The organism is Lentzea kentuckyensis (assembly GCF_002150765.1).
Lineage (GTDB): Bacteria > Actinomycetota > Actinomycetes > Mycobacteriales > Pseudonocardiaceae > Lentzea > Lentzea kentuckyensis.
On record NZ_MUYM01000002.1, the window covers coordinates 61804 to 86963 of the forward strand.

General features: G+C 68.2%; 27 protein-coding genes. 10 read left to right on the forward strand and 17 right to left on the reverse strand.

Annotated elements, in window-relative coordinates:
* Positions 1-20: 20 nt before the first annotated feature.
* On the forward strand, positions 21-872 hold the full coding sequence (locus B0F77_RS01095; protein WP_143466515.1) for a helix-turn-helix domain-containing protein: 852 nt from the start codon (positions 21-23) through the stop codon (positions 870-872).
* On the forward strand, positions 847-1038 hold the full coding sequence (locus B0F77_RS01100) for a DUF397 domain-containing protein (RefSeq protein WP_245847754.1): 192 nt from the start codon (positions 847-849) through the stop codon (positions 1036-1038). Before B0F77_RS01095 ends, B0F77_RS01100 begins: the two co-directional genes overlap by 26 nt.
* Here B0F77_RS01100 and B0F77_RS01105 read toward each other — a convergent pair.
* The 4 genes from B0F77_RS01105 to ahcY form a co-directional block, all read right to left on the reverse strand.
* Entirely contained in the window at positions 1011-1391 is a 381-nt protein-coding gene (locus B0F77_RS01105; RefSeq protein ID WP_158102555.1) for a VOC family protein, read from the reverse strand. The two genes, B0F77_RS01100 and B0F77_RS01105, sit on opposite strands and share 28 nt — an antisense overlap.
* Positions 1392-1405: 14 nt before the next feature.
* Positions 1406-1873, reverse strand: a complete 468-nt coding sequence (locus B0F77_RS01110) for a hypothetical protein (protein ID WP_086660835.1) — start codon at positions 1871-1873, stop codon at positions 1406-1408.
* Between the two features lie 78 nt (positions 1874-1951).
* Positions 1952-3703 (reverse strand): ATP-binding protein, encoded by a 1752-nt coding sequence (locus B0F77_RS01115; protein WP_086660836.1) that lies wholly within the window; start codon positions 3701-3703, stop codon positions 1952-1954.
* Positions 3704-3840: 137 nt separating this feature from the next.
* Positions 3841-5304 carry an adenosylhomocysteinase gene (gene ahcY, locus B0F77_RS01120; protein ID WP_086660837.1) on the reverse strand — a complete coding sequence of 488 codons (1464 nt, stop codon included), beginning with the start codon at positions 5302-5304 and terminating at the stop codon, positions 3841-3843.
* Between the two features lie 98 nt (positions 5305-5402).
* Here ahcY and B0F77_RS01125 point away from each other — a divergent pair, with 98 nt between their 5' ends.
* Positions 5403-7802 carry a hypothetical protein gene (locus B0F77_RS01125; protein ID WP_086660838.1) on the forward strand — a complete coding sequence of 800 codons (2400 nt, stop codon included), beginning with the start codon at positions 5403-5405 and terminating at the stop codon, positions 7800-7802.
* A 4-nt stretch (positions 7803-7806) separates the two neighbouring features.
* Here the strand turns inward: B0F77_RS01125 and B0F77_RS01130 are convergent, their stop codons facing one another.
* Positions 7807-8790 carry a zinc-dependent alcohol dehydrogenase family protein gene (locus B0F77_RS01130; protein ID WP_086660839.1) on the reverse strand — a complete coding sequence of 328 codons (984 nt, stop codon included), beginning with the start codon at positions 8788-8790 and terminating at the stop codon, positions 7807-7809.
* A gap of 86 nt (positions 8791-8876) precedes the next feature.
* Between B0F77_RS01130 and B0F77_RS01135 the strand changes: the two genes are divergently transcribed.
* From B0F77_RS01135 to B0F77_RS01145, 3 genes are read left to right on the forward strand one after another with little or no spacing between them, the layout of a single operon-like run.
* Positions 8877-9248: a winged helix-turn-helix transcriptional regulator gene (locus tag B0F77_RS01135; protein ID WP_086660840.1), complete on the forward strand. Its 372-nt coding sequence runs from the start codon at positions 8877-8879 to the stop codon at positions 9246-9248.
* Between the two features lie 10 nt (positions 9249-9258).
* Positions 9259-9783: a GNAT family N-acetyltransferase gene (locus B0F77_RS01140; protein ID WP_086660841.1), complete on the forward strand. Its 525-nt coding sequence runs from the start codon at positions 9259-9261 to the stop codon at positions 9781-9783.
* Positions 9777-10301 carry a GNAT family N-acetyltransferase gene (locus B0F77_RS01145; protein WP_086660842.1) on the forward strand — a complete coding sequence of 175 codons (525 nt, stop codon included), beginning with the start codon at positions 9777-9779 and terminating at the stop codon, positions 10299-10301. The genes B0F77_RS01140 and B0F77_RS01145 overlap by 7 nt, the downstream gene beginning before the upstream one ends.
* Here the strand turns inward: B0F77_RS01145 and B0F77_RS01150 are convergent.
* Positions 10294-10872 (reverse strand): TetR/AcrR family transcriptional regulator, encoded by a 579-nt coding sequence (locus B0F77_RS01150; protein WP_245847755.1) that lies wholly within the window; start codon positions 10870-10872, stop codon positions 10294-10296. The two genes, B0F77_RS01145 and B0F77_RS01150, sit on opposite strands and share 8 nt — an antisense overlap.
* 77 nt (positions 10873-10949) lie before the next feature.
* Here B0F77_RS01150 and B0F77_RS01155 point away from each other — a divergent pair, with 77 nt between their 5' ends.
* Complete coding sequence (locus B0F77_RS01155; RefSeq protein ID WP_086660843.1) at positions 10950-11426, forward strand: DUF2975 domain-containing protein; 477 nt, start codon at positions 10950-10952, stop codon at positions 11424-11426.
* A complete protein-coding gene (locus B0F77_RS01160) occupies positions 11426-11638 on the forward strand; it encodes a helix-turn-helix domain-containing protein (protein WP_086660844.1) in 213 nt (70 codons plus the stop codon). Before B0F77_RS01155 ends, B0F77_RS01160 begins: the two co-directional genes overlap by 1 nt.
* Positions 11639-11654: 16 nt before the next feature.
* Here the strand turns inward: B0F77_RS01160 and B0F77_RS01165 are convergent, their stop codons facing one another.
* Together B0F77_RS01165 and B0F77_RS01170 are read right to left on the reverse strand one after the other, a co-directional pair.
* Complete coding sequence (locus B0F77_RS01165) at positions 11655-11882, reverse strand: hypothetical protein (RefSeq protein ID WP_143466516.1); 228 nt, start codon at positions 11880-11882, stop codon at positions 11655-11657.
* A 52-nt stretch (positions 11883-11934) separates the two neighbouring features.
* A complete protein-coding gene (locus B0F77_RS01170) occupies positions 11935-13170 on the reverse strand; it encodes a glutamate mutase L (protein ID WP_086660846.1) in 1236 nt (411 codons plus the stop codon).
* 17 nt (positions 13171-13187) lie between these two features.
* Here B0F77_RS01170 and B0F77_RS01175 point away from each other — a divergent pair, with 17 nt between their 5' ends.
* Positions 13188-13793, forward strand: coding sequence for a hypothetical protein (locus B0F77_RS01175; RefSeq protein ID WP_086660847.1), 606 nt, complete (start codon positions 13188-13190; stop codon positions 13791-13793).
* On the opposite strand, the gene B0F77_RS01180 is transcribed toward B0F77_RS01175, so the two are convergent.
* The 8 genes from B0F77_RS01180 to B0F77_RS01215 form a co-directional block, all read right to left on the reverse strand.
* Positions 13790-14245: a MarR family winged helix-turn-helix transcriptional regulator gene (locus B0F77_RS01180; protein WP_086660848.1), complete on the reverse strand. Its 456-nt coding sequence runs from the start codon at positions 14243-14245 to the stop codon at positions 13790-13792. The genes B0F77_RS01175 and B0F77_RS01180 overlap by 4 nt on opposite strands.
* Before the next feature lie 25 nt (positions 14246-14270).
* Positions 14271-15809 carry an amino acid permease gene (locus B0F77_RS01185; RefSeq protein WP_086660849.1) on the reverse strand — a complete coding sequence of 513 codons (1539 nt, stop codon included), beginning with the start codon at positions 15807-15809 and terminating at the stop codon, positions 14271-14273.
* A 160-nt stretch (positions 15810-15969) separates the two neighbouring features.
* Positions 15970-16893: a cation diffusion facilitator family transporter gene (locus tag B0F77_RS01190; RefSeq protein WP_086660850.1), complete on the reverse strand. Its 924-nt coding sequence runs from the start codon at positions 16891-16893 to the stop codon at positions 15970-15972.
* A gap of 77 nt (positions 16894-16970) precedes the next feature.
* Positions 16971-18185, reverse strand: a complete 1215-nt coding sequence (gene manA / locus B0F77_RS01195) for a mannose-6-phosphate isomerase, class I (protein WP_086660851.1) — start codon at positions 18183-18185, stop codon at positions 16971-16973.
* A gap of 19 nt (positions 18186-18204) precedes the next feature.
* Positions 18205-19269, reverse strand: a complete 1065-nt coding sequence (locus B0F77_RS01200; protein ID WP_086660988.1) for a hypothetical protein — start codon at positions 19267-19269, stop codon at positions 18205-18207.
* A 5-nt stretch (positions 19270-19274) separates the two neighbouring features.
* Complete coding sequence (locus B0F77_RS01205) at positions 19275-19475, reverse strand: Trm112 family protein (RefSeq protein WP_086660852.1); 201 nt, start codon at positions 19473-19475, stop codon at positions 19275-19277.
* 12 nt (positions 19476-19487) lie between these two features.
* Positions 19488-20840, reverse strand: a complete 1353-nt coding sequence (locus B0F77_RS01210; protein WP_086660989.1) for a phosphomannomutase/phosphoglucomutase — start codon at positions 20838-20840, stop codon at positions 19488-19490.
* An 84-nt stretch (positions 20841-20924) separates the two neighbouring features.
* Entirely contained in the window at positions 20925-21284 is a 360-nt protein-coding gene (locus B0F77_RS01215; RefSeq protein ID WP_211293616.1) for a DUF3499 domain-containing protein, read from the reverse strand.
* 93 nt (positions 21285-21377) lie between these two features.
* On the opposite strand from B0F77_RS01215, the gene B0F77_RS01220 reads away from it, so the two are divergent.
* On the forward strand, positions 21378-21821 hold the full coding sequence (locus B0F77_RS01220) for a metallopeptidase family protein (RefSeq protein ID WP_086660853.1): 444 nt from the start codon (positions 21378-21380) through the stop codon (positions 21819-21821).
* A 159-nt stretch (positions 21822-21980) separates the two neighbouring features.
* Here B0F77_RS01220 and B0F77_RS01225 read toward each other — a convergent pair whose 3' ends face one another.
* Complete coding sequence (locus B0F77_RS01225) at positions 21981-25139, reverse strand: glycosyltransferase family 2 protein (protein WP_086660854.1); 3159 nt, start codon at positions 25137-25139, stop codon at positions 21981-21983.
* Positions 25140-25160 lie beyond the last annotated feature (21 nt).

The window sequence follows — 25160 nt, forward strand, 5'->3', positions numbered from 1 at the left end:
ATCACCTAACGTCGAGTTCCATGAACGGTGATCCGTCCACTCCGTACAGCCGTGACCTGGGCGATGAGTTGCGACAGGTGCGGGAGCGCTTCACGACCTTCCGGGCTCGGAAGATCGCCCGGATGCTCGGGTGGGATCCGGGGAAGGTCTCCAACATCGAGCACGGCAAGGTCCGCGCCACCGAGATCGACCTCATCCAGTACCTGGGCCGATGCGGGCGCAGCCAGGTCTTCATCGAGGACTTCCTGAACAGGTATCGCTCGGCGTTTGACCACTACTTCGTGCAGGTACCCACAAACCTGCGCACGGTCACGATGGCCGAGTCGAGCGCCGACAAGATCACCAGCTACAGCCTGACGACCATTCCTGGCTTGGTGCAGACCGAGGACTACGCAACAGCGCACTTCCAGACCGGAACGATCGCTCCGGACGAGATCGAGGCGGCTGTTCGTTTCCGGATGGAACGGCAAGCGATCCTCAGGCGGCCGAATCGCCCGCTGTGCACCTTCTACATCCACGAGAACGCCCTACAGCTCGAAATCGGCAGCGATGCGGTCATGGAGGACCAGCTCATGAGGCTGCTCTTCCACACCCACATCATCCGGATCGTGCCTGCTTCAAGCGGTGCAGCAGGCGTCTTCGCGGCTCCTTATGTGCTGTGGGAGTACGAGAAACGCAGTAGCGTCGCCTACACGGAGTCCGACCTCGCGATGGTGTTCGTTCAGGACCTGGCCGGGGTCAAGACGTGTAAGTCGATCTTCGCGCAACTGGATGCGCTGGCCCTCAGTGAGGAACAATCGCGATCGATGGTGGCGGATCTCGCCAGCCGATCGCGGGAGGACCTCAGTGGCCGGAGACTGCACCTGGCGTAAGAGCAGCTACAGCGGCAACGCCGACGCGGGCAACGAGTGCGTCGAGGTTGCGTTCGCCCAGATCGTGCGCGTCCGTGACTCCAAGAACACCGCCGGCCCCGAGTTGGGGTTCAGTGCTGGGGCGTGGCAGGTGTTCGTTCAGGGCCACGTCCGGGCCAGCCTCTGAAACGTCGCGGGGTCGCTGTGCACCGGCACCACGCACAGCAGGTGACCGCCGGGCGCGCGCAGCGTGTGGCACTCCAGCCAGCGGGAGACCGGCTTCGCGCCCAGGGCCGTCAGACGGGCGACCTCTGCCGCCACGTCGTCGGTTTCGATGTCGACGTGGTAGCGCGGTGCGTCGTCGATCGCCTGGACGTCGACGGTCAGGTCGGGGACGGCGCCGTCCAGGGCGGTGAACTGTTCCTCGCCCGCCACGGGCCGCGCCGGAACGCCCAACGCGGCGGACCAGAAGTCCGCGGCCGCACCGGCCTCGGTGGCGGGCGTGTCGATGAAGATTCCGAACAGTCGGCTGCGATGCACGGCACCGAGGCTGGTCAGCTGAGGTCGTAGGGCACCGGCAGACCGAGCGCGGCCAGGAACCGCTGGGTCTTGACCTCGACGAACACCTCGCCGTCGTCGATCGCGTCGACGTCCTCGTCCTCGTTCCACTCGAAGCCCTCCGGGTCCTCGTCCTGGGCCAGGTACGCGAGGAGCTCCGCCTGCTTGGCGGCGACGTCACCCGAGTTGTGCAGCGCCCACCACGCGGCCAGCCCCGCGGCCTCGCGCAGGACGTCGGTGGGGTCGGAGGCGTTGGGGTTCTCGAAATACGTGCGCGGCGTCAGGCCGAGGTACGCGACGCCGCTGCCGGGCCCGACCGGCGCGTAGACGACAGAGGTGATGTCGCTGTCGTGGATGTCGATCCACAGCGACGGCTCGTCCAGCGGCGGCAGCTCGCCCTCGGACAACGTCTTCCACTCGCCGTGCTCATAGGCATAGGTGCCGAAGAATCCCACGACGAACATGAAAACAGGGGCCTCCCGCACAACGCGCGGGAGGCCCCTGTCAACGCCGAACTCGGTCGTGATGATGATGTCGGCGCATCAGCGGAGTTCCTGAGGCTCGTCGTCCGTCAGGTAGCTCTTCTCGGTGCGGCGGTATTTCACGTTCCTGCTGACTTCGGATCCGCCGGTCGTCGCGACCGAGCCTTCCTTCTTCAGCACGGTGAGCCAACGGCGAACAGTGCCATCCGGCAACTCAAGACGCGCGGCGATCTCGGCTCGTGACAGCAACTCGTCGCCCAGGGCCGCCAGGATCTCGTCACGTCGATCAGCGCGCAGCGCGCGGTGCTTGACCATCTCGGATTTCGGCGCATCGCTCAACTGGTAGCGCGCCCATCGTCGGCTACCTGTCTGCACCACCAACTCACGCGCAACCAGGTCCTGAAGTTCCGCGGTGGCCACACGGGAATCCACGCCCGTCGCGGCTCGATAGGTTCGGTTGTCCAACACTTCGCCGTTCTTGAGCGAAGCGAGTGCGAAACACTGACTGTCGGACAAGCCGCGTTGTCCGAGACTGGCGATCCAACTGACCATGCTGTCGCTGAGGAGAGTGTGATTCGGGAACATGACGGTGAAGCTCGCTACTCGATCATCGAACTGCGGCGGACTCATCCGAGCCGCACGCAGGGAATCGAGCATCGTGCGGATCCCGGATCCTCGGTTCTCGCACACTGTTCGCGTGCTGTCCGCGATCGGCACCTCGTCGAGGATCTTCATCAAGGTCGCGTTCCGCGCCGAGGAGATGCCCTCGTTCGCAAGGCTGTCGACCGTGACCGGGCCGTGAAGGCCACCTGGGTTGCGCACGACCAAGCGGTCTGGGTACATCTCGACCTGAACCTGCGTACCCCTTGCCGCGCTGGACAGATCGCGGTGCACCAACGCGTTCACCACCGCCTCCCGCAGCGCGGGCTCCGGATACTCCCACATGTCGGTGCGACCAACGCCGACCACCACAGAACGTCGGCGCATGTTTCGCCGGATCGCGTTCAGCGCATCACGAACCATGATCGGGATCGGACCTTCGACCAGGACGTTGTCGAGGAAGCGCTCACCTGTGTCGAGATCCGCACCTGCGACAGTCGGGTAATGCACGAACGTGAGCATCAACTGCGGGAAGTGCTCTTGCGGGTACTCACCCAACGCCAGTAGGCCCGCCAGCGATACCTCGTCGGCTCCGGGCGCCACCACCTTCGCCCGCCGCAGCACATCTTCTCGGTCGAGATTCTTGAACGCGTGGGGCCGGTTGGTCCTCAATCGTGCGACGAAGATGTCGGTCAACGCTTGATCCAGCGCATCAACCCCGACACCGGGAACTGGCTGCTCGTCGTCTTTCGGTTGACCGCGTGACGCGAGCATGAGCTGGACCTCGTAGCTGCTCAGCCTGCGATCGCCGTCGCCGACGCGCACGAAGCTGCCCTGCGTGATGCCGGCACCGCGGTAGAAGCAGGGTCGCAGCGCCGGATCTACCGCAGGCACCTCTGCCACAACGAGTTTCGCGCCCTCGAACTCGTGGATCTTGATCAGTGGGCGGAGTTCGGGCTGTAGGTCGGTCGAACACAGCGACGCGAGATCAGCGGCCATTTTCGCGGGGTTGCTGACGCCGGTCGCACTGAACCCGGTGGCTTCCTCCAGCCCGAGGATGAGGGTTCCTCCGCCTGTGTTGGCGAATGCCGACAACGTCTCGCGCACCGTTCGAGGCAACGCCTCAGCAGCTCGTTTCACCTCGACATCGGCGACATCGCTGCCGAGAGCTCGAAGGTTGTCCACGATCTCGGCGAGTTCGTTGTCCAGCATGTGCCCTCTTCCTGCTCACTATCCTGCACGTTAGCAGTTGTGAGCAGGATAGTGAGCAGGAAGAGAGCGTGGCAAACCAGCAGCGGGCCTCCCGGCTTCCGGGAGACCCGCTGTGCTCAGTTCTGATGAAACCGCGATCAGTAGCGGTAGTGGTCCGCCTTGAACGGGCCCTCGACGTCCACGTCGATGTACTCGGCCTGGTCCTTGGTGAGCTTGGTGAGCTTGCCGCCGAGCGCCTCCAGGTGGATGCGGGCGACCTTCTCGTCCAGCACCTTGGGCAGGCGGTAGACCTCGTTGTCGTACTCCTCGTGCTTGGTGAACAGCTCGATCTGCGCGATCACCTGGTTGGAGAAGGAGTTCGACATGACGAACGACGGGTGGCCGGTCGCGTTGCCGAGGTTGAGCAGGCGGCCCTCGGACAGCACGATGATCGAGCGGCCGTTGGGGAACACCCACTCGTCGACCTGCGGCTTGATGTTGTTGCGGCGGATGCCGGGGTAGCGCTGCAGGCCGGCCATGTCGATCTCGTTGTCGAAGTGGCCGATGTTGCCGACGATCGCCTGGTGCTTCATCTGCGCCATGTGCTCGACCATCACGACGTCCTTGTTGCCCGTCGTGGTGATGATGATGTCGGCCTTGTCGAGGACGTCCTCGAGGCGCTGGACCTCGTAGCCGTCCATGGCTGCCTGCAGGGCGCAGATCGGGTCGATCTCGGTGACGATGACCCGGCCGCCCTGGCCGCGCAGGGACTCGGCGGCGCCCTTGCCGACGTCGCCGTAGCCCGCGACGACGCAGACCTTGCCGCCGATCAGGACGTCGGTGCCGCGGTTGATGCCGTCGATCAGCGAGTGGCGGATGCCGTAGCGGTTGTCGAACTTCGACTTGGTGACGGCGTCGTTGACGTTGATGGCCGGGAAGAGCAGCTCACCGGCGGCGGCGAGCTGGTACAGGCGCATGACGCCGGTGGTGGTCTCCTCGGTGACGCCGTGGATGCCGGACGCGATGTTCGTCCACTTCTTGCCATCGGCGGCCAGCGACGCGCGGAGCGTGTCGAGGACGATCTTCCACTCTTCCGGGTCGTTCTCGTCGGCCTCCGGGACGACGCCGGCCGCCTCGTACTGGACGCCCTTGTGGACGAGCAGGGTGGCGTCGCCGCCGTCGTCCAGGATCATGTTCGGGCCCTTGCCGTCGGGCCAGGTGAGCATCTGCTCGGCGGTCCACCAGTACTCCGGCAGCGTCTCGCCCTTCCAGGCGAAGCAGGGGATGCCCTTGGGCTCCTCCTCCGTGCCGTACGGGCCGACGACGACGGCGGCGGCCGCGTGGTCCTGCGTCGAGAAGATGTTGCAGGAGGCCCAGCGCACCTCGGCGCCCAGGTCGACCAGGGTCTCGATGAGGACGGCCGTCTGGATGGTCATGTGCAGCGAGCCAGAAACTCGGGCGCCCTTGAGCGGGAACACCCCGGAGTACTCGCGACGGAACGCCATCAGGCCGGGCATCTCGTGCTCGGCCAGACGGATCTCCTTGCGACCGAACTCGTGGAGCGACAGGTCGGCCACTGCGAAGTCGATGCCGTTGCGGGTCTGCAACCGGTCCGCGGTCATTGCGAAGTCCTCCAGGGCACTTCAGAAGGGGTGTCTTCCGACCATACCGCCCGTTGATGCACCACTATGACCCCCACGTTGGGTGAGGGAGGTCTCGGGTGTTGATTGCCGGCCCGGACACACGTGTCGTCGAACTGCGTGTTCACGGCGTGCAGGGGACGACGCCGCAGACGCTGGTAGACGCCGTTGCGGCCGTGGACGTCGCGGGCGACGGACTCGGGCGCATCGTGCGGCCCGCGGACAGACTCCGCAGGCCGGCACCCGGTCCTGTGCTGCAGACCGAGGGACGGCCGATCCCCCGCGTCGTCGAGGGGTACCTGTGGGGCGGCATGACGTCCGGGGGTGTGGCCAAGGCCACCTGGGCGCTGCTCTTCCCGTTCAGCATCGCGAACGTCGCGCACTGGATGCTGCCTCCCGTTCCGGAGGGGAACCTGCCGGCCCACCTGCTCGGCATCGGTCTGCGGTCGTTGCTGCGGGTGTTCGCCCTGCTGCTCACGGCGTTGCTGGTCGCGCAGGTCTCCGTGGTCAGCCTCGACCTGCTCGCCGCCCAGTGTCTGCGGCCGGGCGCCGCGTGTCTGACCAGCATTCCGACCGACGTGCGACTGCTCCCCTGGTTCCGCACCTTTCTGGGACTTCTGCCGATCATCGCGCTGATCTCGGTGATGCGGCGCATCTCGCACGTGGAATGGCGGATCGAGCGCAAGGAGATCGCCGACGCGGAAGACAAGGGCGCGCAGCCCTCGTCCGGTCTGCCCGGCGCGCACGTCGCGACCGATCCGGACACCCCGGCGTTGCGGACACTGCACGTCGTGGCGGCGCTGTCGGTGGCCGCCCTGATCGCGCTGGGCGGGCCGTTGCAGCAGCTCACGGCCACCGGCGGGATGGGCGTGGCGATCACGGCGGCGTGGATCGTCTCCCTGGTCTTCATCGGCCTGTCCGTGCTCGGCGTGTTGCTGCTCGACGACCCGACCGGCGGTGCGCCCCATCGCGGCGGGCGGTGGTTGCGGGCGGCGCTGGGTCGCCGGCCGCGGCGGGTGCTGATGGGGTTGTCGGTCCTGCTGGTGCTCACGACGCTGGGGCTGCAGGAGCAGCTGCCGGTGCGGGTGCCCGGCGCGGACGCGACCGTGCAGGTCGTGGCGTTGCTGATGGCGTTCGTGCTGGCGCTGTTCGGGATCTTGCTGGTGCCGGCGGCGTTGCTCGCGCGCAAAACGTGGACATCGCTGCCGCGCGAGCTGCGGCCGTGGGCGGGTGGCTGGTTCTCCGCGCCGGTGCTGGCGATCGCGGGTCTGCTGGGCGGCGGGTTCGGTGCCGGGGTCGCGCTGCCGGTCCGCAAAGCGCTGGGTGAAGAGCTGGCACTGCCGGAGGGGTACACCTACATCACCCTTTTGTGGGGTGTCGCGGGTGCTTTGGCGCTGTTGAGCACGTTCGCGGTGGTGTCGTTCACCGGCGCGGTGCGGTGGCGGGCGTTCCGCAAGGGCAAGGTCTGGGCGCGTGAGGCTTCGCTGCTGCACTCCGGCCGGATGCGGGACCTCCGCACGGCGACGCGTGCGTGGTGGTGGGCGCGTTGGGAACGCAACCACGGCCATCACATGATCCTGATCATCGCTTCCGTGCTGGTCGTCGGCGCTGTGCTGGCGACGATTCTGCGGGTGCGGAACGTTCCGCACGCGTCGTGGACCGTGCCGTTCTCGGCCTTCGGCGTGGGTGTGCTCGGTCTGCTGGCGGTGTCGTTGTTGCGGGCCGTCTACCTGGCGGCGCGGCAGCCGGAGTCCGGGCGGCGGCTGGGCATCATCGCGGACATCGCGCAGTTCTGGCCGCGCGAGGCGCACCCGATCGTGCCGCCCTGTTATGCGTTGAAGGTCGTGCCGGAACTGGTTTCCCGCGTGCAGGACCACCTGCGCGACCCCGGCACGCGGGTGGTCCTCTGTGGACACTCCCAGGGATCCTTGCTGGTCGCCGTCGCGGCCGCCCGGTTGCTGGAGGAACTGCCCGCGCACGACCGCGAACGGATCGGGCTGCTGACCGCCGGTTCACAGCTGCAGTGGGCTTATCCGCGGGCCTTTCCGGCCGTGGTGCCGCACGCGTCGCTGGCACGGCTGGCCAGCGGGCTGGACGGCCGGTGGCGCTCGTTGTGCCGGGGCACGGATCCGTTGGGCGGCGCGGTGATGACGTGGCGGCGGCAGGTGTTCGACGGGATGTTGCTCGGGGTCGGATACCGGCCGGACGGGTCGGAGGGTGCGCTGGCACCGGCGTTGCGCGGACCGACCGGCGCGCTGGTGCTGGGTGGTGACCACTGGTTGCCGGATCCGCAGCGGGGGCCGTTCCCCGGACGGCGGTGGCGGTCCGGGGTGTCGGCGCACTCGGACTACACGTCGGATCCGGAGTGGGACCGGGCGGTCGCGATCGCGGCCGGGCTGTTGGACGTGGACGCACCGGAGTCGCCTTCGCTGCCGTTCGCCCGCAAGCCCGAAACGCGATCACGTGACGCGCGCCCCTAGTGCACTAGACCCTGACGACGATCTTCTTGCCCTGGTGGAGGCCCTTCTCCAGATGACGGTGTGCCTCGACGACGTCGTCGAGGGCGAACACCCTGTCGATGGCGGGCCGCAGTGCGCCGAGGCGCACACCGGCGTTAAGGAACGCGGCCATCCGCTTGACCACCACGGCGTCGAGGGTGTGCTCGAAGCTCCGGTAGCTGAAGATCGTGAGCGGCGTGCTCGCCGGGAACGGCGTGGGCCGCGGGTCCAGGAAGCCGGCGACGACCAGTGCTCCGCCAGGCCGGGTCGCCTTCACCAGATCCTGCTGGCCGGGGCCCATGACGACGTCGAGCACGACGTCGGCGCCGGTCCCGCCGGTGTGGTGGCGGACGGCTTCGACGACGTCCTCGTGGTCGGTGGCGATCACCGCGGCGGCACCGGCGGCGAGCAGGTCGTCCTTCTTCGCCGGGTGCCGCGTGAGGGCGATGGGCACAGCGCCGATCTGGTTGGCGATCTGCATCGCCGCCCTGCCCACTCCTCCGGACGCCGCGGTGACGATTACCTGGTCGCCCGGCCGCATCCCCGCCTTCTCGACGAGCGCGCCGTACGCGGTGGAGTACGCGACCCAGATCGCCGCCGCCTCCTCGACCCCGAGCCCGGCCGGCCTGGCGATGACCCGGCCGGCGGGGACCGTGGTGAAGTCGGCGTAGCTACCCCTGACGCTCGCGTCCGGGATGGCCGTGATGATGACCGGGTCGCCGATCTCCAGGCCGGTGACCCCGTCGCCCAGCGCGTCGACGACACCGGTTCCCTCGACGCCGAGGCGGGCGTTCGGCAGCGGGACGACGGCGGGCGAGGTGCCGGAACGCATCATCCCGTCGAGCGGGTTGACGGCGAACGCCTCGATCCTGACCCGCACCTCGCCCGCCGCCGGTTCGCCGACCGGCTCGTCGACGACGTGCATGACCTCGGGCCCGCCGAACTCGTCGAACACGACGACTCTTGGCATGGTGAATCCTCCGCTTCAGCTGCTGATTTCGTTGCTGCGGAAGACGTTACGAAGCCCTGAGGTACCTCCTGGTACCTTCGATTCACATGCAGCACGCGGCCGGACCGGCCTTCCTCGCCGACTGCCCCACCCGTCTGGCGGTCGAGATCATCTCCGACAAGTGGGCCGTGCTCGTGCTCTTCGGCCTCAGCCGGCAGCCGCGCAGGCACGGTGAGCTCGTCGACCTCATCGGCGGCATCTCGCGCAAGGTCCTCACCCAGACGCTGCGCCGGCTCCAGCGGTACGGACTGGTCGAACGCCATGCCTCAGCGCCCAGGCACGTCGAGTACAGCCTCACCGACCTCGGTCTGACGCTCGTCGAGCCCATCGAGGTCCTGACCGACTGGGCGAGGGACCACGGCGGGGCGGTCGCCGACTTCCTGGAAACGCGGTCGCGCGACGCTTCGGACGGCTCCTAAGCTCCGGATCATGCTGACCGGTGATCTCGTCCGACTGCGGCCCCTCGAACCGGAGGACGCCGACGCGTTGTACCGCTGGCACAACGACGACGAGGTCATGCGCTGGTTGCAGAGCTACTTCCACGAGTCGTTGGCGGGCCTGCGCAAGCGCCTTGCCGACCGCCAGGACAACACGCACGACAAGGTCACCCTCTGCATCGAGACGCTGGAGGAGCGCAAGCCCATCGGCATCGTGGCGCTGCGGGAAGCGGACCCGATCAACGCGCGCGCCAAGGTGGACATCTACATCGGCGAGCAGGAGTACTGGGGCGGCGGGTACGGCACCGACGCGCTGCGCAGGGTGTGCCGGTACGGGTTCGACACGCTGCGGCTGCACTCGATCGAGCTCACCGTCGTCGAGGTGAACGAACGGGCGGTCAAGTCGTACAAGAAGATCGGGTTCCAGGTCGACGGGCGGCTGCGCCAGTCGTTCTTCCGCGACGGCCAGTGGTACGACGAGCTGCTGATGTGCGTGCTGGCGGACGAGCTGTGCTGACCGGAGATCTTGTTCGCCTGCGGCCCGTCGAACCGGAGGACGCCGACACGTACTACCGCTGGTTCGACGACGAGGACGTCATGCGGTGGCTGTACGCCTACTACCACTTTTCGTTGGCGTCCGTGCGCAAGATGTTCGCTGACCGCCCGGACAACTCGTACGAGCGAGTCACGTTCTCCATCGAGACGTTGACGGAAGGCAAGCACATCGGCCTCGTCAGGCTGCGGGACGCGGATCCGGTCAACGCGCGGGCCGAGGCCGACATCTACATCGGCGAGAAGGAGTACTGGGGCGGCGGGTACGGCACGGACGCGCTCCGCACGGCGTGCCGGTACGGGTTCGACACCCTGCGACTGCACTCGATCGAGCTCGGCGTCGTGGAGGCGAACACCCGCGCCATCCGGTCCTACGAGAAGATCGGGTTCCAGGTCGACGGGCGGTATCGGCAGTCGTTCTTCCGCGACGGCGAGTGGCACGACTCGCTGTTGATGTGCGTGCTGGCCGACGAGCTCACCTGAGCGCCGGCTCCAGGTGGCCGATCGCCTCGCGCAGCTGGTCCTCCACGGAGGTGGCCGGCATGACGATGAGGCCTGACGGGCGCACGTTCACCCAGCGCTGCACGGCGATCCGCGCGGCGGCGGACACGGCCGCCGCCAGCACCTCGGCACCGGCCTGGTCCTTGCCCAGGCGCTCGGCGATCACCTCGGCGATCGGTGGTTCCATCGACGACACCGAGTCCAGGTAGGCCTCGCGCAACGACGGGGTGGAGTTGATCAGCGCCAACGCCTCCGACGGCGGTTCGCGGTACTGCTCGGTGAACGCGGCGACGATCGAGTCGATCAGCGGCTCGTCCGACGGGCGCGCGCGGAGTTCCTCCACCACCTGCAAAGCCCTGGTCGCCGTGATGCCCGCGACGATCGCGTGCTCGCGGCTGGGGAAGTAGTTGTTGTAGGTGCGCGGCGAGACGTTCGCCGCCTCGGCGATCTCGTCCACCCGCACGTTGTCGACGCCCTTTGCCAGGGCGAGGCGCAGTGCGGCGGTCGAGAGGGCCGCTCGGGTCTCTGTCTTCTTGCGCTCACGCAGTCCCACGGCGATCACTGTAGAGACCTGTTGCAACACGATCACTACCGATTGACTTTCGATAGATCGCTACTGATACTCGATGCATGATTGCTGAGCGTTGGGCGGTGACCGCCCTCCGGGTCTTCCTGGTGATCCTGTTCGGGATCCTGGTCGTGTTCGAGACGCTGTCGCTGCCGGGGAAGTTCATGTACCTGGCGCAGCAGAACCCGAACGACCCCCTGATCTGGCCCGGCGCGATCATCTCGATCTTCTGGGTGATCTGCGTTCAGGTGGTGATCGTCGCGACGTGGAAGCTGCTCACGCTGGTGCGCAAAGATCTGATCTTCACCGAGACCGCGCTCAAGTGGGTGGACGTGATGGTGTGGGCCATCGCGGCCGGATGGCTGGTACTGGTGGGTGTGTTCCTCTGGGTCGGCTTCAACGCCGACGACCCAGGCGCGCCGATGGTGCTGTTCTTGCTGACGACGGGAGTCACCGTGTTCGGGCTCGTCCTGGTCGTGATGCGGGCGCTGCTGCAGCGCGCCACGACACTGCGCTCCGACATGGACTCGGTGATCTGATGGCGATCGTGGTGCGCATCGATGTCGAGCTGGCCAAGCGCAAGATGAGCGTCGGCGAGTTCGCGGAGAAGGTCGGGCTGACGCCGGCCAACGTCGCGGTGCTGAAGAACGGGCGGGCGAAAGCTGTGCGGTTCAGCACTTTGGAAGCCATGTGCCGGGTTTTGGAGTGCCAGCCGGGCGATCTGCTCGAGTTCGTGGACGAGGAAGACTGACCGGCTGGCGTCCAGATCACCAGATGTACAGCCACCAGCGCTGACTGGAGGGGGCACTGGGGTTGCTGTCGCACGCGTAGCCCTTTTGACCCCCGACGAACACCAGAGGCTTGCCGACGGCCTCGCACCGGGCCTTCGTCGGGTACTTGCCGTACGGCTCCTGGGCGGAGGCCGTGCCCGCGCCGCCCAGCAGGATCCCCACAGAGGCCACGATCACCGCGGCCGATGTCATTGTTCGCTTCACATTCGTTCCTAACCGATCCTGCCGACCGCCGGTTGCACTGACGTGACCGCGGTCACGTCAGGCGCTTCGCCAGTCGGTCGGCGGCCTCGAGCCGCCCCGACTCGGCGAGCAGCCCCACCGGTGCCAGCACGTAGTCGCGGTCGACGGTGATCTCCGCGGTCCGCAGCACGGGTCGCAGCACCGGGTCGCTCCGCAACGCCTCGACGATCGGCGTGATGTCGGGCGTGTGCCGGAAAACGCCGCCGGAGAGCACCAACAACCCCGCGCCGTGCGGGCCGAGTTGGCCGTCGACCTGGCGGAGATGCCTGCGCACGGCCAGAATCGCCGCGAAGGACGCCAGCTTCACGTCCACGGCGGGGTCTTCGGCGATCCAGCCGACGTTCTCGGCGCGGTGTTGCGCCTCGGCACTGAGGTCCTCGGTGGTGAGGCGTTCGGCGAGAGCTTCCTCGACCACGCCGGGGGCCGACCAGCGCATGCCGAGGTCGCCCTCGACGGTGCGGCGGTCCGGTGGCAGCGCGACCGTCCTTTCCAGACCCTCACTGTCCACGTCGGACACAGCCGAGTAGACGTCGGTGGTGGCGCCACCGACGTCCACGACCAGGACAGCGCCTTCGCGGTCCTGCGCGGCCAGTCTGGACACGCCGGCCAGGACGGCGTCCGGGGTCACGGCTCGCACCAGTTGCCGGAAGCGCGGGCCCCTGGACAGGCCCTTGCCGCCGATCACGTGCTGGAGAAAGGCCGCGCGGATCGCCTTGCGCGCGGGTTCCGGAGCGAGCTGACCGACGTCGGGCAGCACGTTCGGGCACGCCACCACGGTCCGTTTGGCCAGCAGTTCCAACGCTTCTGGCTGCGCCTCGACGTTGCCGGCCAGCACGATCGGGACGGCCACGCGGGCGAGTTTCGCGGCGTTGTGCAGCAGAACCGACTGGTCGCCGCCGTCCGTGCCGCCGACGAGCAGCACGAGGTCGGGTGAAGCCGCCCGCAGTGCCTTCACGTCGACCGGGCCCGCGCTGACGTGCACGATCTTGGCGCCCGCGCTGAGTGCGACCCGGTAGCCGGCCTCGGCGCTCACGACGCGTTCCTGGCCCACGACCGCGAGCCGGAGGCCTCCACCCGCCGAGGAGCACGCCAGGATCTCGCCGTCGCCCACCTCGGCGCGCAGGGCGTCGATGCCGTGCAACACCTCGGGCGGCGTGGTCGGGTGCTGTCCGGTGCGGACCAGTTCGCCCTCGGGGGTGATGAGCGCGGCCTTGGTCCAGGTGGAACCGACGTCGAGACACAGGATCACAAGGCAAGCTAACCCACGTGAAGCTCACGCCCAAAGTGATCCTCGAAGGCACCCGGCTGACCGGTAAGACGGACCTGGCCTACGCGCTCAACGAGCACCCCCGCCTCGTCGGACACCGCAAGTACCGCTACCACTCGCCGTTGATCTCCGCCGAGTGGAGCGGGTTCACCAACGAACCGTGGGGTCGCGGGATGATCGACTTCGCGCCGGAGGAGACCTCGCACGCGTTGGAGACCTACGAAACGTGGATGCGGATGTTCGAGCTGCAGCGCTACTACTCGTGGATCGTCGACCGGTTCCACCTGTCCACCATGGCCTATCAGGCACGGCAGGGGCGCGAGTTCGACTTCGGCTGGCTGGAGGAACGACTCAAGCCGCTCAACTTCGCGATCGTGCTGTGCACACGGCCGGACGACACGTTCGAGCAGGCACGGGTGGAACGGTTGAAGATCAGCGCGAACCCGAAGCAGTACGTGTCGCTGGAGCCGTTCATCGAGGAGCAGCAACAACTCCGTGAGCTCGCGGCGAAGTCGATCCTGCCGGTGTTCGAGTTCGACGTGACCCGGCACGGACCGGACGACGTGGCCGAGTGGCTCGACGAGCGCGGTCTGCTGACGCTCTAGTCGTCCGCCTTCTCGTGCACGATCTGCATGAACGACCCGAGCTGCGCGAGCTGCTCCGGCGTGAAGAGGTCGATCAGGTACTCGCGGACCGTCGCGACGTGCCCTGGCGCGGTGCTGAGCAGCAGGTCCTTGCCCGCGGCGGTGAGCACGGCGAGGATGCCGCGCTCGTCGGACTCGTGCGGTTCGCGCCGCACGAGTCCCGCCTTCTCCAGCTTGCCGATCTGGTAGGTCAGCGAGCTCTTGGACACGACGACGCGGCGCGCCAACTCGGTCATCCGCAGGCGGTTTCCGGGCTGTTCGGACAGGACGACCAGCACGTTGTACTGCGCGTGCGAGAGGCCCGCGTCGCGCTGCAACTGCTGTTCGATCTGCCTCTCGAGGAGGTGGTACGCCTGGACGAAGTGGTGCCAGGCGTGCCCCTCCTCCTCGGAGAGCCACCGCGCGTTTCCCATGGTGCGCAGGTTAGTTGGTGAGCACTTAGATGCCTGGCTCTTCACCGTGCTTGATGACCGGTTCGGACTCGACCTTGCCCTGCCCGGTCCTGCCGAGCACCGAGTTGCGGCGGCTGTAGGCGAAGTAGACGACCACGCCGAGCGCCATCCAGGCGAGGAACCGGATCCAGGTGAGCGCGGTCAGGTTCAGCATCAGCCACAGGCACGCGAGGATCGCGAGGATCGGCACCAACGGCACGAGCGGCACGCGGAACCCGCGCGACAGGTCGGGTCGCGTCCTGCGCAGCACCCACACGCCCGCCGAGACCAGGATGAACGCGAACAGCGTGCCGACGTTCACCATCTCCTCGAGCGCCCCGGCGTCCAGGAAACCGGCGACGACGGCGACCAGCACACCGATGATGATCGTGATGCGCGTCGGCGTGCCGTGGCTGCCCGTCTTCGCGAGACCACGCGGCAGCAGGCCGTCCCGCGACATCGCGAACAACACGCGGCTCTGGCCCAGCATCAGCACCATGACGACCGTGGTCAGACCGGCGAGCGCGCCGACCGAGATCACCGTGGCCGCCCAGTCGACACCGTTGTCCCGGAACGCACTGGCGAGCGTCGCGCGCGTGCCGTCCGGCTGCGTGGCGAGCTTCGTGTACGGCACCATGCCGGTGATCACCAGCGTGACGGCGACGTACAGCACGGTGACGATCGCGAGCGAACCGAGAATGCCCCTCGGCACCGCCTTCTGCGGGTTCTTGGTCTCCTCCGCCGTGGTCGCCACGACGTCGAACCCGATGAACGCGAAGAACACGATGCTCGCCGCCGCCAGCATGCCGAGCACGCCGTACGTGCTGCCCGAGTAGCCGGTGAGCAACGAGAAGAGCGACTGCTCGATCCCCGTGTGCGTGGTTCCACCCTCAGCGGCCGGGGGAATGAACGGGCTGTAGTTCTCGGCCTTGATGTACCCGATGCCCAGCACGATCACGAGCAGCACCACCGCGACCTTGACGGCCGTGATGATCGCGCTGACCCGCGACGACAACTTGGTGCCCAGCACCAGCAACACGGTGAGAACGCCGACCAGCAGGATCGCGCCCCAGTCGAACTGGAACGGCCCCCCGAGCTTGAACGCCGTCTTCACGTCGATGCCGATCAGCCCGAGGGTCGTCTGCAGGTAGGCCGACCACCCCTTCGCCACCGCCGCCGAACCCACGGCGAACTCCAGCACGAGGTCCCAGCCGATGATCCACGCGGCGAACTCGCCGAACGTCGCGTAGGAGAACGTGTAGGCGCTACCCGCGACCGGCACCGTCGAGGCGAACTCGGCGTAGCACAACGCGGCCAGCGCACAGGCGATCGCCGCCAGCACGAAGCTCAGCGAGACCGACGGCCCCGCGATGTTGCCGGCGGTGCTCGCGGTGAGCGTGAAAATGCCGGCACCGATGACGACCGCGACGCCGAAGACCGTGAGGTCCCAAGCCGTCAAGTCCTTGCGGAGCTTGGTGTCCGGCTCGTCCGTGTCCGCGATCGACTGCTCGATCGACTTGGTGCGCCACAACCCGTTCCCCGGCACGGTACATACCTCCTTGATGGACCTGTTCGGCCCACCCTAGAGGTATCCAGCATGTGGAACCCCTAAAGCTGATGTTCGCAGGTTGTACGGCGTTTTGGCTCGGTAGGAGAACACAAAAAGCCGCCCCGGCGAACACCGGGGCGGCCTCGAAGAACGAAGATCAGGAACTGGTGACCGTCGACCGGTCCAGGTCCGGCTCCAAATAGATCAACCGGGCGTGCGGCACCTTGTTCCGCACCCGCTGCTCGGCGTCGTTGATCGCCTGAGCGACCTCGTCGAGCGGCAACTGGGGCTCCAGCGCGATCTTGGCCGCGACCAGCAGCTCCTCCGGCCCGATGTACTGCGTCTTGATGTGGATGACGCGCTGCACCTTGCCCGCGGCGAGCTCGTCGCAGATCAGGTCGAGGTCCTTGTCGGACGCGCCCTCGCCGATCAGCAGCGACTTCATCTCGATGATGAGGATCACGGCGATGATGCCCAGCAGGGCACCGATGGCGATGGTGCCGAGCGCGTCGAAGACCGGGTCGCCGGTGATCATGCTCAGGCCCACGCCAGCCAGCGCGAGCACCAGGCCGATCAGTGCGCCGAGGTCCTCCAGCAGGACGACCGGCAGTTCCGGCGTGCGGGACTGGCGGATGAAGCCCCACCAGGAGACGTCACCCTTGATCTTCTTCGACTCGCTGATCGCGGTCACGAAGCTGTAGGTCTCCAGGCCGATCGCGATCACCAGGATGACGATCGCGATGATCGGGTCCTTGAGCGGCTCCGGGTGCTGCAGCTTGTGGATGCCTTCGTACAGCGCGAACACCGAGCCGAGGCTGAACAGCAGCAGTGCCACCACGAACGACCAGAAGTAGCGGTCACGGCCGTAGCCGAACGGGTGCAGCCTGGTGGCCTTGCGCTGCGCGGTCTTCTGACCGAGCAGCAACAGACCCTGGTTCGACGTGTCCGCGAGCGAGTGCACCGACTCGGCCAGCATCGACGACGAGCCGGTGAACAAGAATCCGACGAACTTGGCCACCGCGATACCCGCGTTCGCCGCCAATGCCGCGACGATGGCCTTGGTTCCGCCCCCTGCTGACACGCGTTCTCCTCGTTGCACCCAGGTCCTGGCCGAACAGGTCCTGGCCAGAAAAAGTCCAATTTGTCCGGTCGGGAACCTTAGTCGGTTCCGGCCGTCGCGCGGAAAAGTTGAGCGGATTCAACACCATCCGGCCTGACGAGCACCGCCGGGTCCGACGCGGGCAGCCACACGGACTGTCCGCGGACCAGCCGCAACTCGTCGCCGCGGGCGTTCGTCAACAGGGCCGCGCCCGCGGTGCAGAGCATGATCTGCGGGCCCTCGTGGTTGATCCGGGTCTCCTCGACCAGATCCAGCCTGGACAGTTCGAACTCCGGCGCGGGGGTGCGGTAGACGCGGACGCCCGGCGCGACCTCCTCGCCCGTCGACACCGGCATGTCGCCGCAGGTGAAGTCGAGCACGCGCAACAACTCGGGCACGTCGACGTGCTTGGGCGTGAGGCCGCAGCGCAGGACGTTGTCCGAGTTCGCGAGGATCTCGATGCCGGTGCCGCGCAGGTACGCGTGCAGGTTGCCGGCGGGCAGGTGGATCGCCTCGCCGGGCTGCAGCACGATGCGGTTCAGCAGCAGGGCCGCGAGCACGCCCGCGTCGCCGGGATAGGACTCGCCCAGCTCCAGGATCGTGCGGCATTCCAGGTCGAACTCGCCGTGCTCCTTCACGTGCAGCACACACGCGTCGAGCACCTGCGGCAGCAGCGTGCTCAGCGACGTCTGCGGCAGCGTGATCAGCATCGTGAACAACGCGCGCAGGCCCGACGAGTCCGGCTGGGCCACCAGCATCTCGGTGTAGGGCGCCAGCGCGGGCGCGTCCAGCGTGCGCAGCAACGCCACCGTGCGTTCCGGCGCCCGAAAACCAGCGAGGGCGTGGAACTCGGTCAGCGCGCAGATCAGTTCCGGCTTCGCGGCCGGGTCCTTGTAGTTGCGCACCGGGGAGTCGAGCGGCACGGCGCGCGCTTCCTCGGCCGCGAAGCCCTCGCGCGCCTGGGCCGCCGACGGGTGCGCCTGCAGGCTCAGCGCCTCCTCGGCGGCGAGCACCTTGAGCAGGAACGGGAGCCTGCTGCCCCACCGCTCGGCCACGCGCGTGCCGAGCTGGCCGTCCGGGTCGGACGTCAGGAGTTCGAGCAACGAGCGCTGGACGCCGTCGGCGCCGGCCACGCGGGACGGGTCGCCGGGGTGGGCGCCCATCCACAGCTCGGCCTCGGGATGGGGTGCGGGCACCTCCTTCCCGAGCAGCTCGGCGATGGCCGTGCGTGAGCCCCACGCGTACGGCCTGACCGCGTTGTGCAGCAGGTCCACTTCTAAGTCAGCTCCCAAATCAGTACGGGTTGCCGCCGAGAGTTCCGGCGGCGAGCCCGAGATACAGCGCGGCCAGCTCGAAGCGCAGCGCGAGCAGCGCGGCACTGACCGCGTCGCCTCCCGCCACCTCGACGGCCGGCTCCAAGACGTCTGCTCCCGGCAGGGCGTCCTCGGCGGCGTGCCGAACAGCATCAGCCACCGGACCCTGGCGCACGGCCAGCAACAGCACGCGCACAAGTCCGCCACCCGGTTCGTCATCCGGGTCGGCGAAGAGGTCTGCACCAGAAGTTCCCTGGACCGCGCGGCGGTGCAGCACCGGGCGGGTCAGCGCTTGTGAGTACCCGGCGACGTCACTCGCCACTCCGGCGAACGCCGCCAGCACGCCGGCGCCGTGCACACCGATCGACGCGGCGACCTCGTCGAGGCCCCACAGCAGCGGCGTGCGGTCGGCGACGCGCAACGCGAGCGACTTCGCCGGGTTCACGAACGACTCGTGCATCGGGTGGTCGCGCTCGGCCTCGCGGTCGAGCTCGTCCGCGATCAGCTGCACGTCGACCTTGAGCAGGCCCAGCGCGTTCAGCACCACGAGCCACCCGGCGAGCGCGCCGTGGAAGCTGAAGCCCGGTGGCACCTCCACCCGCGGCGAGAGCAGCACGGCCTGACCGGCGGCGGCCGCGGCGACCGGACCGGCGTCCGGCGCGGTCAGCAGCGTGCGCGCGCCACGGCGGGAAGCCTGGTAGATCGACTCGGCGAGCACCCGGTCACTCGGATCCTCGGTGTGCGCGAGCACCACGTCGAGCGCACCGACCCACGGTGGCACCTCGTCGCAGACCACGACCGGCACCGAGCAACCGGGACCGAGCAACGCCATGACGACGCCCGCGACCGCGACCGAGTGGCCGGGACGGGTGATCAGCACGACCGCGCGCGGGCGTTCGGAGAAGATCCGGTCCACCCCGGCCTCGGCCGCGGCCTCGGCGGTGGAACGAACCTGTGCTCCCGCCCGTGCGGCAGCGCGCAACCATCCGCCGGTGTCGGCGTCGGCGAGGCGGCCCGGGTCGTCGAGCAGCGTGTCGTCGAGCACCCGGATCACTCAGCCGTGGGCGGCTCGACCGCCTCGTCCAGCAGCAGTACCGGGATGCCGTCGCGAACCGGGAACGAACGGCCGCACGCGGTGCACGTGAGGAAGTCCGCTTCCGGGTCTGCAGGCGTCCCGAGCCGCAGCGGCGCGTGCTCGGGGCACGGGCAGGCGAGGATCTCCAGCAACTGCTCTTCGAGCTTGACGGCCACGGTGTTCTCTCCTCAGGCCCGCACGATCGCGAGGACCTCGTCGCTCAGTGCGACGACGGCCTCCGGGGTGGCGGCTTCGACGTTCAGGCGCAGCAACGGCTCGGTGTTCGAGGCCCGCAGGTTGAACCAGGCCCCGTCCGCCAGCTGCACAGTGAGACCGTCCAGCTCGTCGATCGTGACGCCGTCCTTCGAGCCGTACGCGTCCTTGATGGCGGCGATCCGGCCGGCCTGGTCGGCGACCGTCGAGTTGATCTCACCGGACGCGGCGTAGCGGTTGTAGATCTCGGTCAGCTTGGACAGCGGGCCGTCCTGCTCGCCCAGCGCGGCCAGCACGTGCAGCGCGGCCAGCATGCCGGTGTCCGCCCGCCAGAAGTCGCGGAAGTAGTAGTGCGCCGAGTGCTCGCCGCCGAAGATGGCGCCGGTCCTGGCCATCTCCTCCTTGATGAACGAGTGGCCGACGCGCGTGCGCACGGGCTTGCCACCGTTCTCCTTGACGATCTCCGGCACCGCGTGCGAGGTGATCAGGTTGTGGATGATCGTGCCGCCGGGGTCCTTGGCCAGCTCGCGCACGGCCACCAGCGCCGTGATCGCGGACGGGCTGACCGGGTCGCCGTTCTCGTCCACCACGAAGCAACGGTCCGCGTCGCCGTCGAACGCCACACCGGCGTCCGCTCCTTCGGCCTTCGTGCGGGCCTGCAGGTCCACGATGTTCTTCGGGTCGAGCGGGTTCGCCTCGTGGTTCGGGAAGCTGCCGTCGAGTTCGAAGTACATGGGGATGACCTCGATGGGCAGGCCCTCGAAGACCTGCGGCACCGTGTAGCCGCCCATGCCGTTGCCCGCGTCCACGACGATCTTGAGCGGACGAATCTCACGCAGGTTGACCAGCTGGTTCAGGTAGGCCGCGTAGTCCGCGAGCATGTTGCGCTCTTCGAACGTGCCCTCGGTGACACCCTCGGCGTCCGGCACCTGGTTCTCGGCGTCCTGACGGATCTGCGCGAGCCCGGTGTCCTGACCGACCGGCGACGCACCCGCGCGGCACAGCTTGATGCCGTTGTACTGCGCCGGGTTGTGGCTGGCGGTGAACATGGCGCCGGGCAGGTCCAGCTGGCCGGACGCGAAGTACAGCATGTCCGTGCTGGCCAGGCCGATGCTGATGACGTTGACGCCCTGCGCCTGAGCACCAGCGGCGAACGCCCTGGACAGCTCGGGCGACGAGTCACGCATGTCGTGACCGATCACGATCGCGGGTCCACCGACCAACCGCGCGAACGCCGCGCCGAAGTCACGAACCACGGCGGCGTCCAGCTGCTCGCCGACCACCCCGCGGATGTCGTACGCCTTGACGATGCCGGACAGGTCACGCACGCCGCACACTCCCAGGAAACTCGCTCTTGACGGCCACTGGTCAGGCAGCCTACCGGCGAGAGGATTAGTGATGCGTGTGGTCGTTCAGTCCTCGTGCGGATCAGGCAATACCCGCAGGTGACCACGCCTCTGCGTGCCGATGGGCACATCCGGCATCTTCGGGGTCACATCAGCCCGCCCAGCCTCACGAACGGCCTCAGCCAACGCCGTCAAATCATCCACACTGGGCTCGGGCGCCGCGAACTCACCCTGATGCCTGACGACCTCCCACCCGCGCGGCGCCGTGAGCCGCAACGCGTGCTCCTCACACAGGTCGTAGCTGTGCGGTTCGGAGTACGTAGCGAGCGGTCCGACGACTGCGGTGGAGTCCGCATAGGCGTAGGTGAGCGTGGCGACAGCCGGGTTAGCACACCCGGTTCGCGAGCACCGTCTCACGCTCCGCACGATCGGGGACGATAGCGCGTCCACGTGAGCCTGTGTGTGAGGCACGCTGTGTTTCCTCCCCGGCAGCAGCAACTAGGCTGCTCTGTTGTGGTGATGGCAAGGGGTTCACGGCGACAGGACTCGCCGCGTCGACGCAACCGCGACCGACACGGCCGAGGCCTGCGCGGCCCGCTCTACCCAGCCACGCTCCCAGCGGCCCGCTCCCGAGCCGAACGCTTCGACGCCCTGGTCATAGAGGCCCTGGAACCCATCGAAGCCCGCTGGCGAACCGAGCTGACCCAACTGGACGTGGCCGTCGACGACGTCCCCGACGTCCAGGTAGAGGGCGAAGACGGCGTGGTGGAAGACGGCAACGTCCCCCTGGCCCGCCTGCTCCCAGCAGGCTCGGACCAACGTGCCCGAATCGTTCTCTACCGCCGCCCGCTGGAGGCACGCGCGAAGGACGGCGCCGACCTCGCGGACCTGGTGCACGACGTTCTGGTCGAACAGGTGGCGAACTACCTGGGCCTGGACCCGGACGTGATCGACGAGGGCTGATCACCCCTCGCACGACTCGGGAGTGGCAGCTCTCACACCTCGGCTGGCGACGCCGGAGACGAGCTGCTTTCGCATGCGGTCCGGGTAGGTCCCGTCACGAGTCGTGACACAGCGCTCGCCGCGCTCCGGCGCACACAACGCAAGCGGCCACCCGCAAGATCACCCCCGCCGCCTCCCAGGCACCGCCGTCAACAACGTGAACAAAGCCGCGGCAGCCTGAGCCAAAAGCAGGAAATCCCGCAAAGTCCCAGCCATCTCAACCCGAACCTCAGCATCAGACCCAGGCAACGGCACCCCCACCAAATGCCCCCAAGCCCGCACCACCGGCACCTGAACCCCGTCCACAGAAACCGTCCACCCAGGCTCGTCCTCAGCGGCCAAAACGAGCACCCGCCCCTCCCCGCCAGGAGAAACCTTCACCGCCACATCAGGCAACGACAGGTTCACCGGCGAAACCCCGGCAGCGGCCAACTCGGCCGGCGGCTCCCCACCGGTCCGAGCCCGCCGAGCCAGATCAGGCGCCAGCAACACCCCGGTGTCCGCCGCAAACCGCAACCGCAAAACCGGCCGCCCGTCCGAAGCGCCAGGGGCCACCGACACCAGTTCCCCAGCCGCTGACCGGACCCGCGAAGCAGCCTCCTCCGACGGCAACACCACGAACGACACCCCGGACGAAGCCGCCTGAGCCAAGGTCAGCTTCACCGCCTCAGGTGCCCCATCCAGCAACGACGTGTTCCACCGCCGCAACCGAGCAGGCGACGACACAGTCGGCACCAGGTCGTCATCCCCGAACGCCGGCATCCGCCCAGCAACCTGCCGCACAGAAGGCCCAAGAATCAGCACAGACCGCCCAGTCCGCTCCAACTCGGCAGTCAACGACTCAGACAACCGAGTCCCGCCATCAGCCTTCAACGGCCCCGAACGCAGATCCAGGAACCCAGCCACCCCGAGGCTGACCAACGTCACAACACCAACGACGTACACAGCCCGCCGAACCCGAGCCTGCCCAGCCACACCAGGCGGCACCCCGCGCTGACACCCGGCGAGCACCACACACACGAGCCCCCACGCCAAGACAACCAACGGCGTCCCAGGCCAAGCCTTAACAGCAGCAGTAGCGGCCAACGAGCCGATAGCCAGGACGATCACCAACAGCCCAGGCAGCATCGCAGCGTTGGGCCGCAGCACCGCAGCAGCAAACGCAGCCGCCACGAACACCGAGCACACGATCAGATTCGGTGGCGGCGACTCGAAGGCCGCCCCGAGCCCGTTCAGCACCTTCTCCGGGTGTTGCAGCAAAACCGCAGGCCAGGGCAACAGCAACGCCATCGGCAACAACACGATGGCGAACAGCGCCGCGATCCGCCGAGCCCCGCCGGACACCGCGACGAACCCGGCCAGCGCCCCGACGATCACCACCACGTGGGTCAACGGCGAGAAGGCACCCAACACCGCGACGCCGATCGCGGTGCCTGAAGCCATCGGCAGCCACGCGTGAGTTGAAGAAGCGCGCAAGACCGCGTACACGCCGGCGAACACCACTGGCGTCACGACGTGGACGACGACGACGTCCAGCCGGCCCTCGGACACGGCCGTGGTGGCGACGGGCAACAACCCGTAGAAAGCCGCCACCACCGCGCGCACGGAACGCCGCACGCGCATGCCGCGTGACGCGATGTAGGCCGACAACGCGGCGAGGGGGATATCGCCGAGCAACAGCAGTGCGACGGCGAACGACGGGCCGCCGGGGATCAACCCCAACACCGCCAACGCGGCCGGAGCCGGGGCCGCGGTGCCGCCGGACACCGGGTGCCAGGAAGCGAGGTACTCGGACCACACCGACCCGGCCGAGCCGACGGGCAGCAGCCGCCCGCCCGCGAGCGAGAGCCCGAGCCGGGACCAGTTGGCCACCACCGCGACAACGGACAACCCGAGCAACAGCAGCACCGGCGGCGCCAGCAACAAGGACCGCAGCACGCGTGACTGGTCGACCTCGACGAAGACCATGCCGGACGAGGCACGCGGCCCTGGCGACGGACGGGGCTTCGGTGACGGACGCAGTGCGCCGGGCAGTGCGGCGTCCACCGGAACCACGACCGGCGGACGGCGCAGACCGGCGACGTGCGGGCGGCCGCGGGACGCACCGGCGGGCAGGGCGGCGGGGCCGAACGCGCGAGGGTCCACTTCGGACGGTTCGAGCCATGCCGAACTGGCGTCGGCTGCGGGCAAACGACCGAGAGCCGCGTCGGCTTCGACACGGCGGCGGATCAGGAACGTCGCACCGGCGCGCACGGCGTTGCGAAACCTGGTGAGTCTGCTGGTGAAGAGGCCGCGCACGACGACGGAACCGCGGCGCGCGCGGCGTCCTTCCAGCAGCCGGCCTCGGGTCAGGAGGTAGCGGGCGGCGCCGACTTCGGCGTGTGCGTCCGCGAAACGCCGGAGGAACAAGAAGCCCAGGGCGCGCAGCAGCGACAGGACGAGCAGTCGCGGAAGTCCGATGAGGAAGGACAAAGCTGAACAATTGACCAAGAAGGTGCGCATGCCGTGCGCGCGGTCGACGCCACGAAAGGACGGGCCAGGACGCGCCATCGTCGCGTCCAGCCGACGTGCGCCTCTGGTCGCGGCGCGGGCGTGCCGCATGCGGGCGACCGGAACGCACAGCACCAGATGGCCGGCCACGTTCGCGCGCCAGCCGAAGTCGACGTCGTCGCGCAGCAGCGGCATCGCCTCGTCGTAGCCGCCCAGCGCGTGCCAGACCTCACGCCTGATCAGCGAACCCGCCGACGAGACCGCGAGGACCTCGGTGCTCTGCTGGAACGACGCGGAAGGCTCCGCGGACGACAGGCCCGTCTGCCGATGTCCTGATGAGTCCGTCGACAAACCTGCCTCGACGACAAGGCGAGAATCCACCCAATCGAGGCACAGCGGGCCCAGCACGGCAGCCGAAGGCGACACCTCGGCCGCGGTGAGCAGAGCGGCCAGGCAGTCGGGTTCGGGCGCGCTGTCGTCGTGCAGCAACCACAGCCATTTGCCGGGGTCGCCCCACCGTTCGACGGCGTGCCCGACCGCGATGCGGACGGCGGTGCCGAAACCCGTGCCGCGAGGCACGGTCAGCACGCCGTCCAGCAGATCTTCGGCCTCCGCCAGCACTTTCGCCGTCCGGTCGGTTGATCCGGTGTCGACCGCGATCACGTGCCGAGGGCGAATTCGCTGACGCCGCAACGCGGACAGCGCCGTGCTGAGCCACTGGTCGCCGTCGTGGCAGACCAGGACGCACAGCACCGGCGCCGTCCGGAGCCTCGGGTGAGGACTTGTCACGTCCTCAAGTTAAGGCACAAA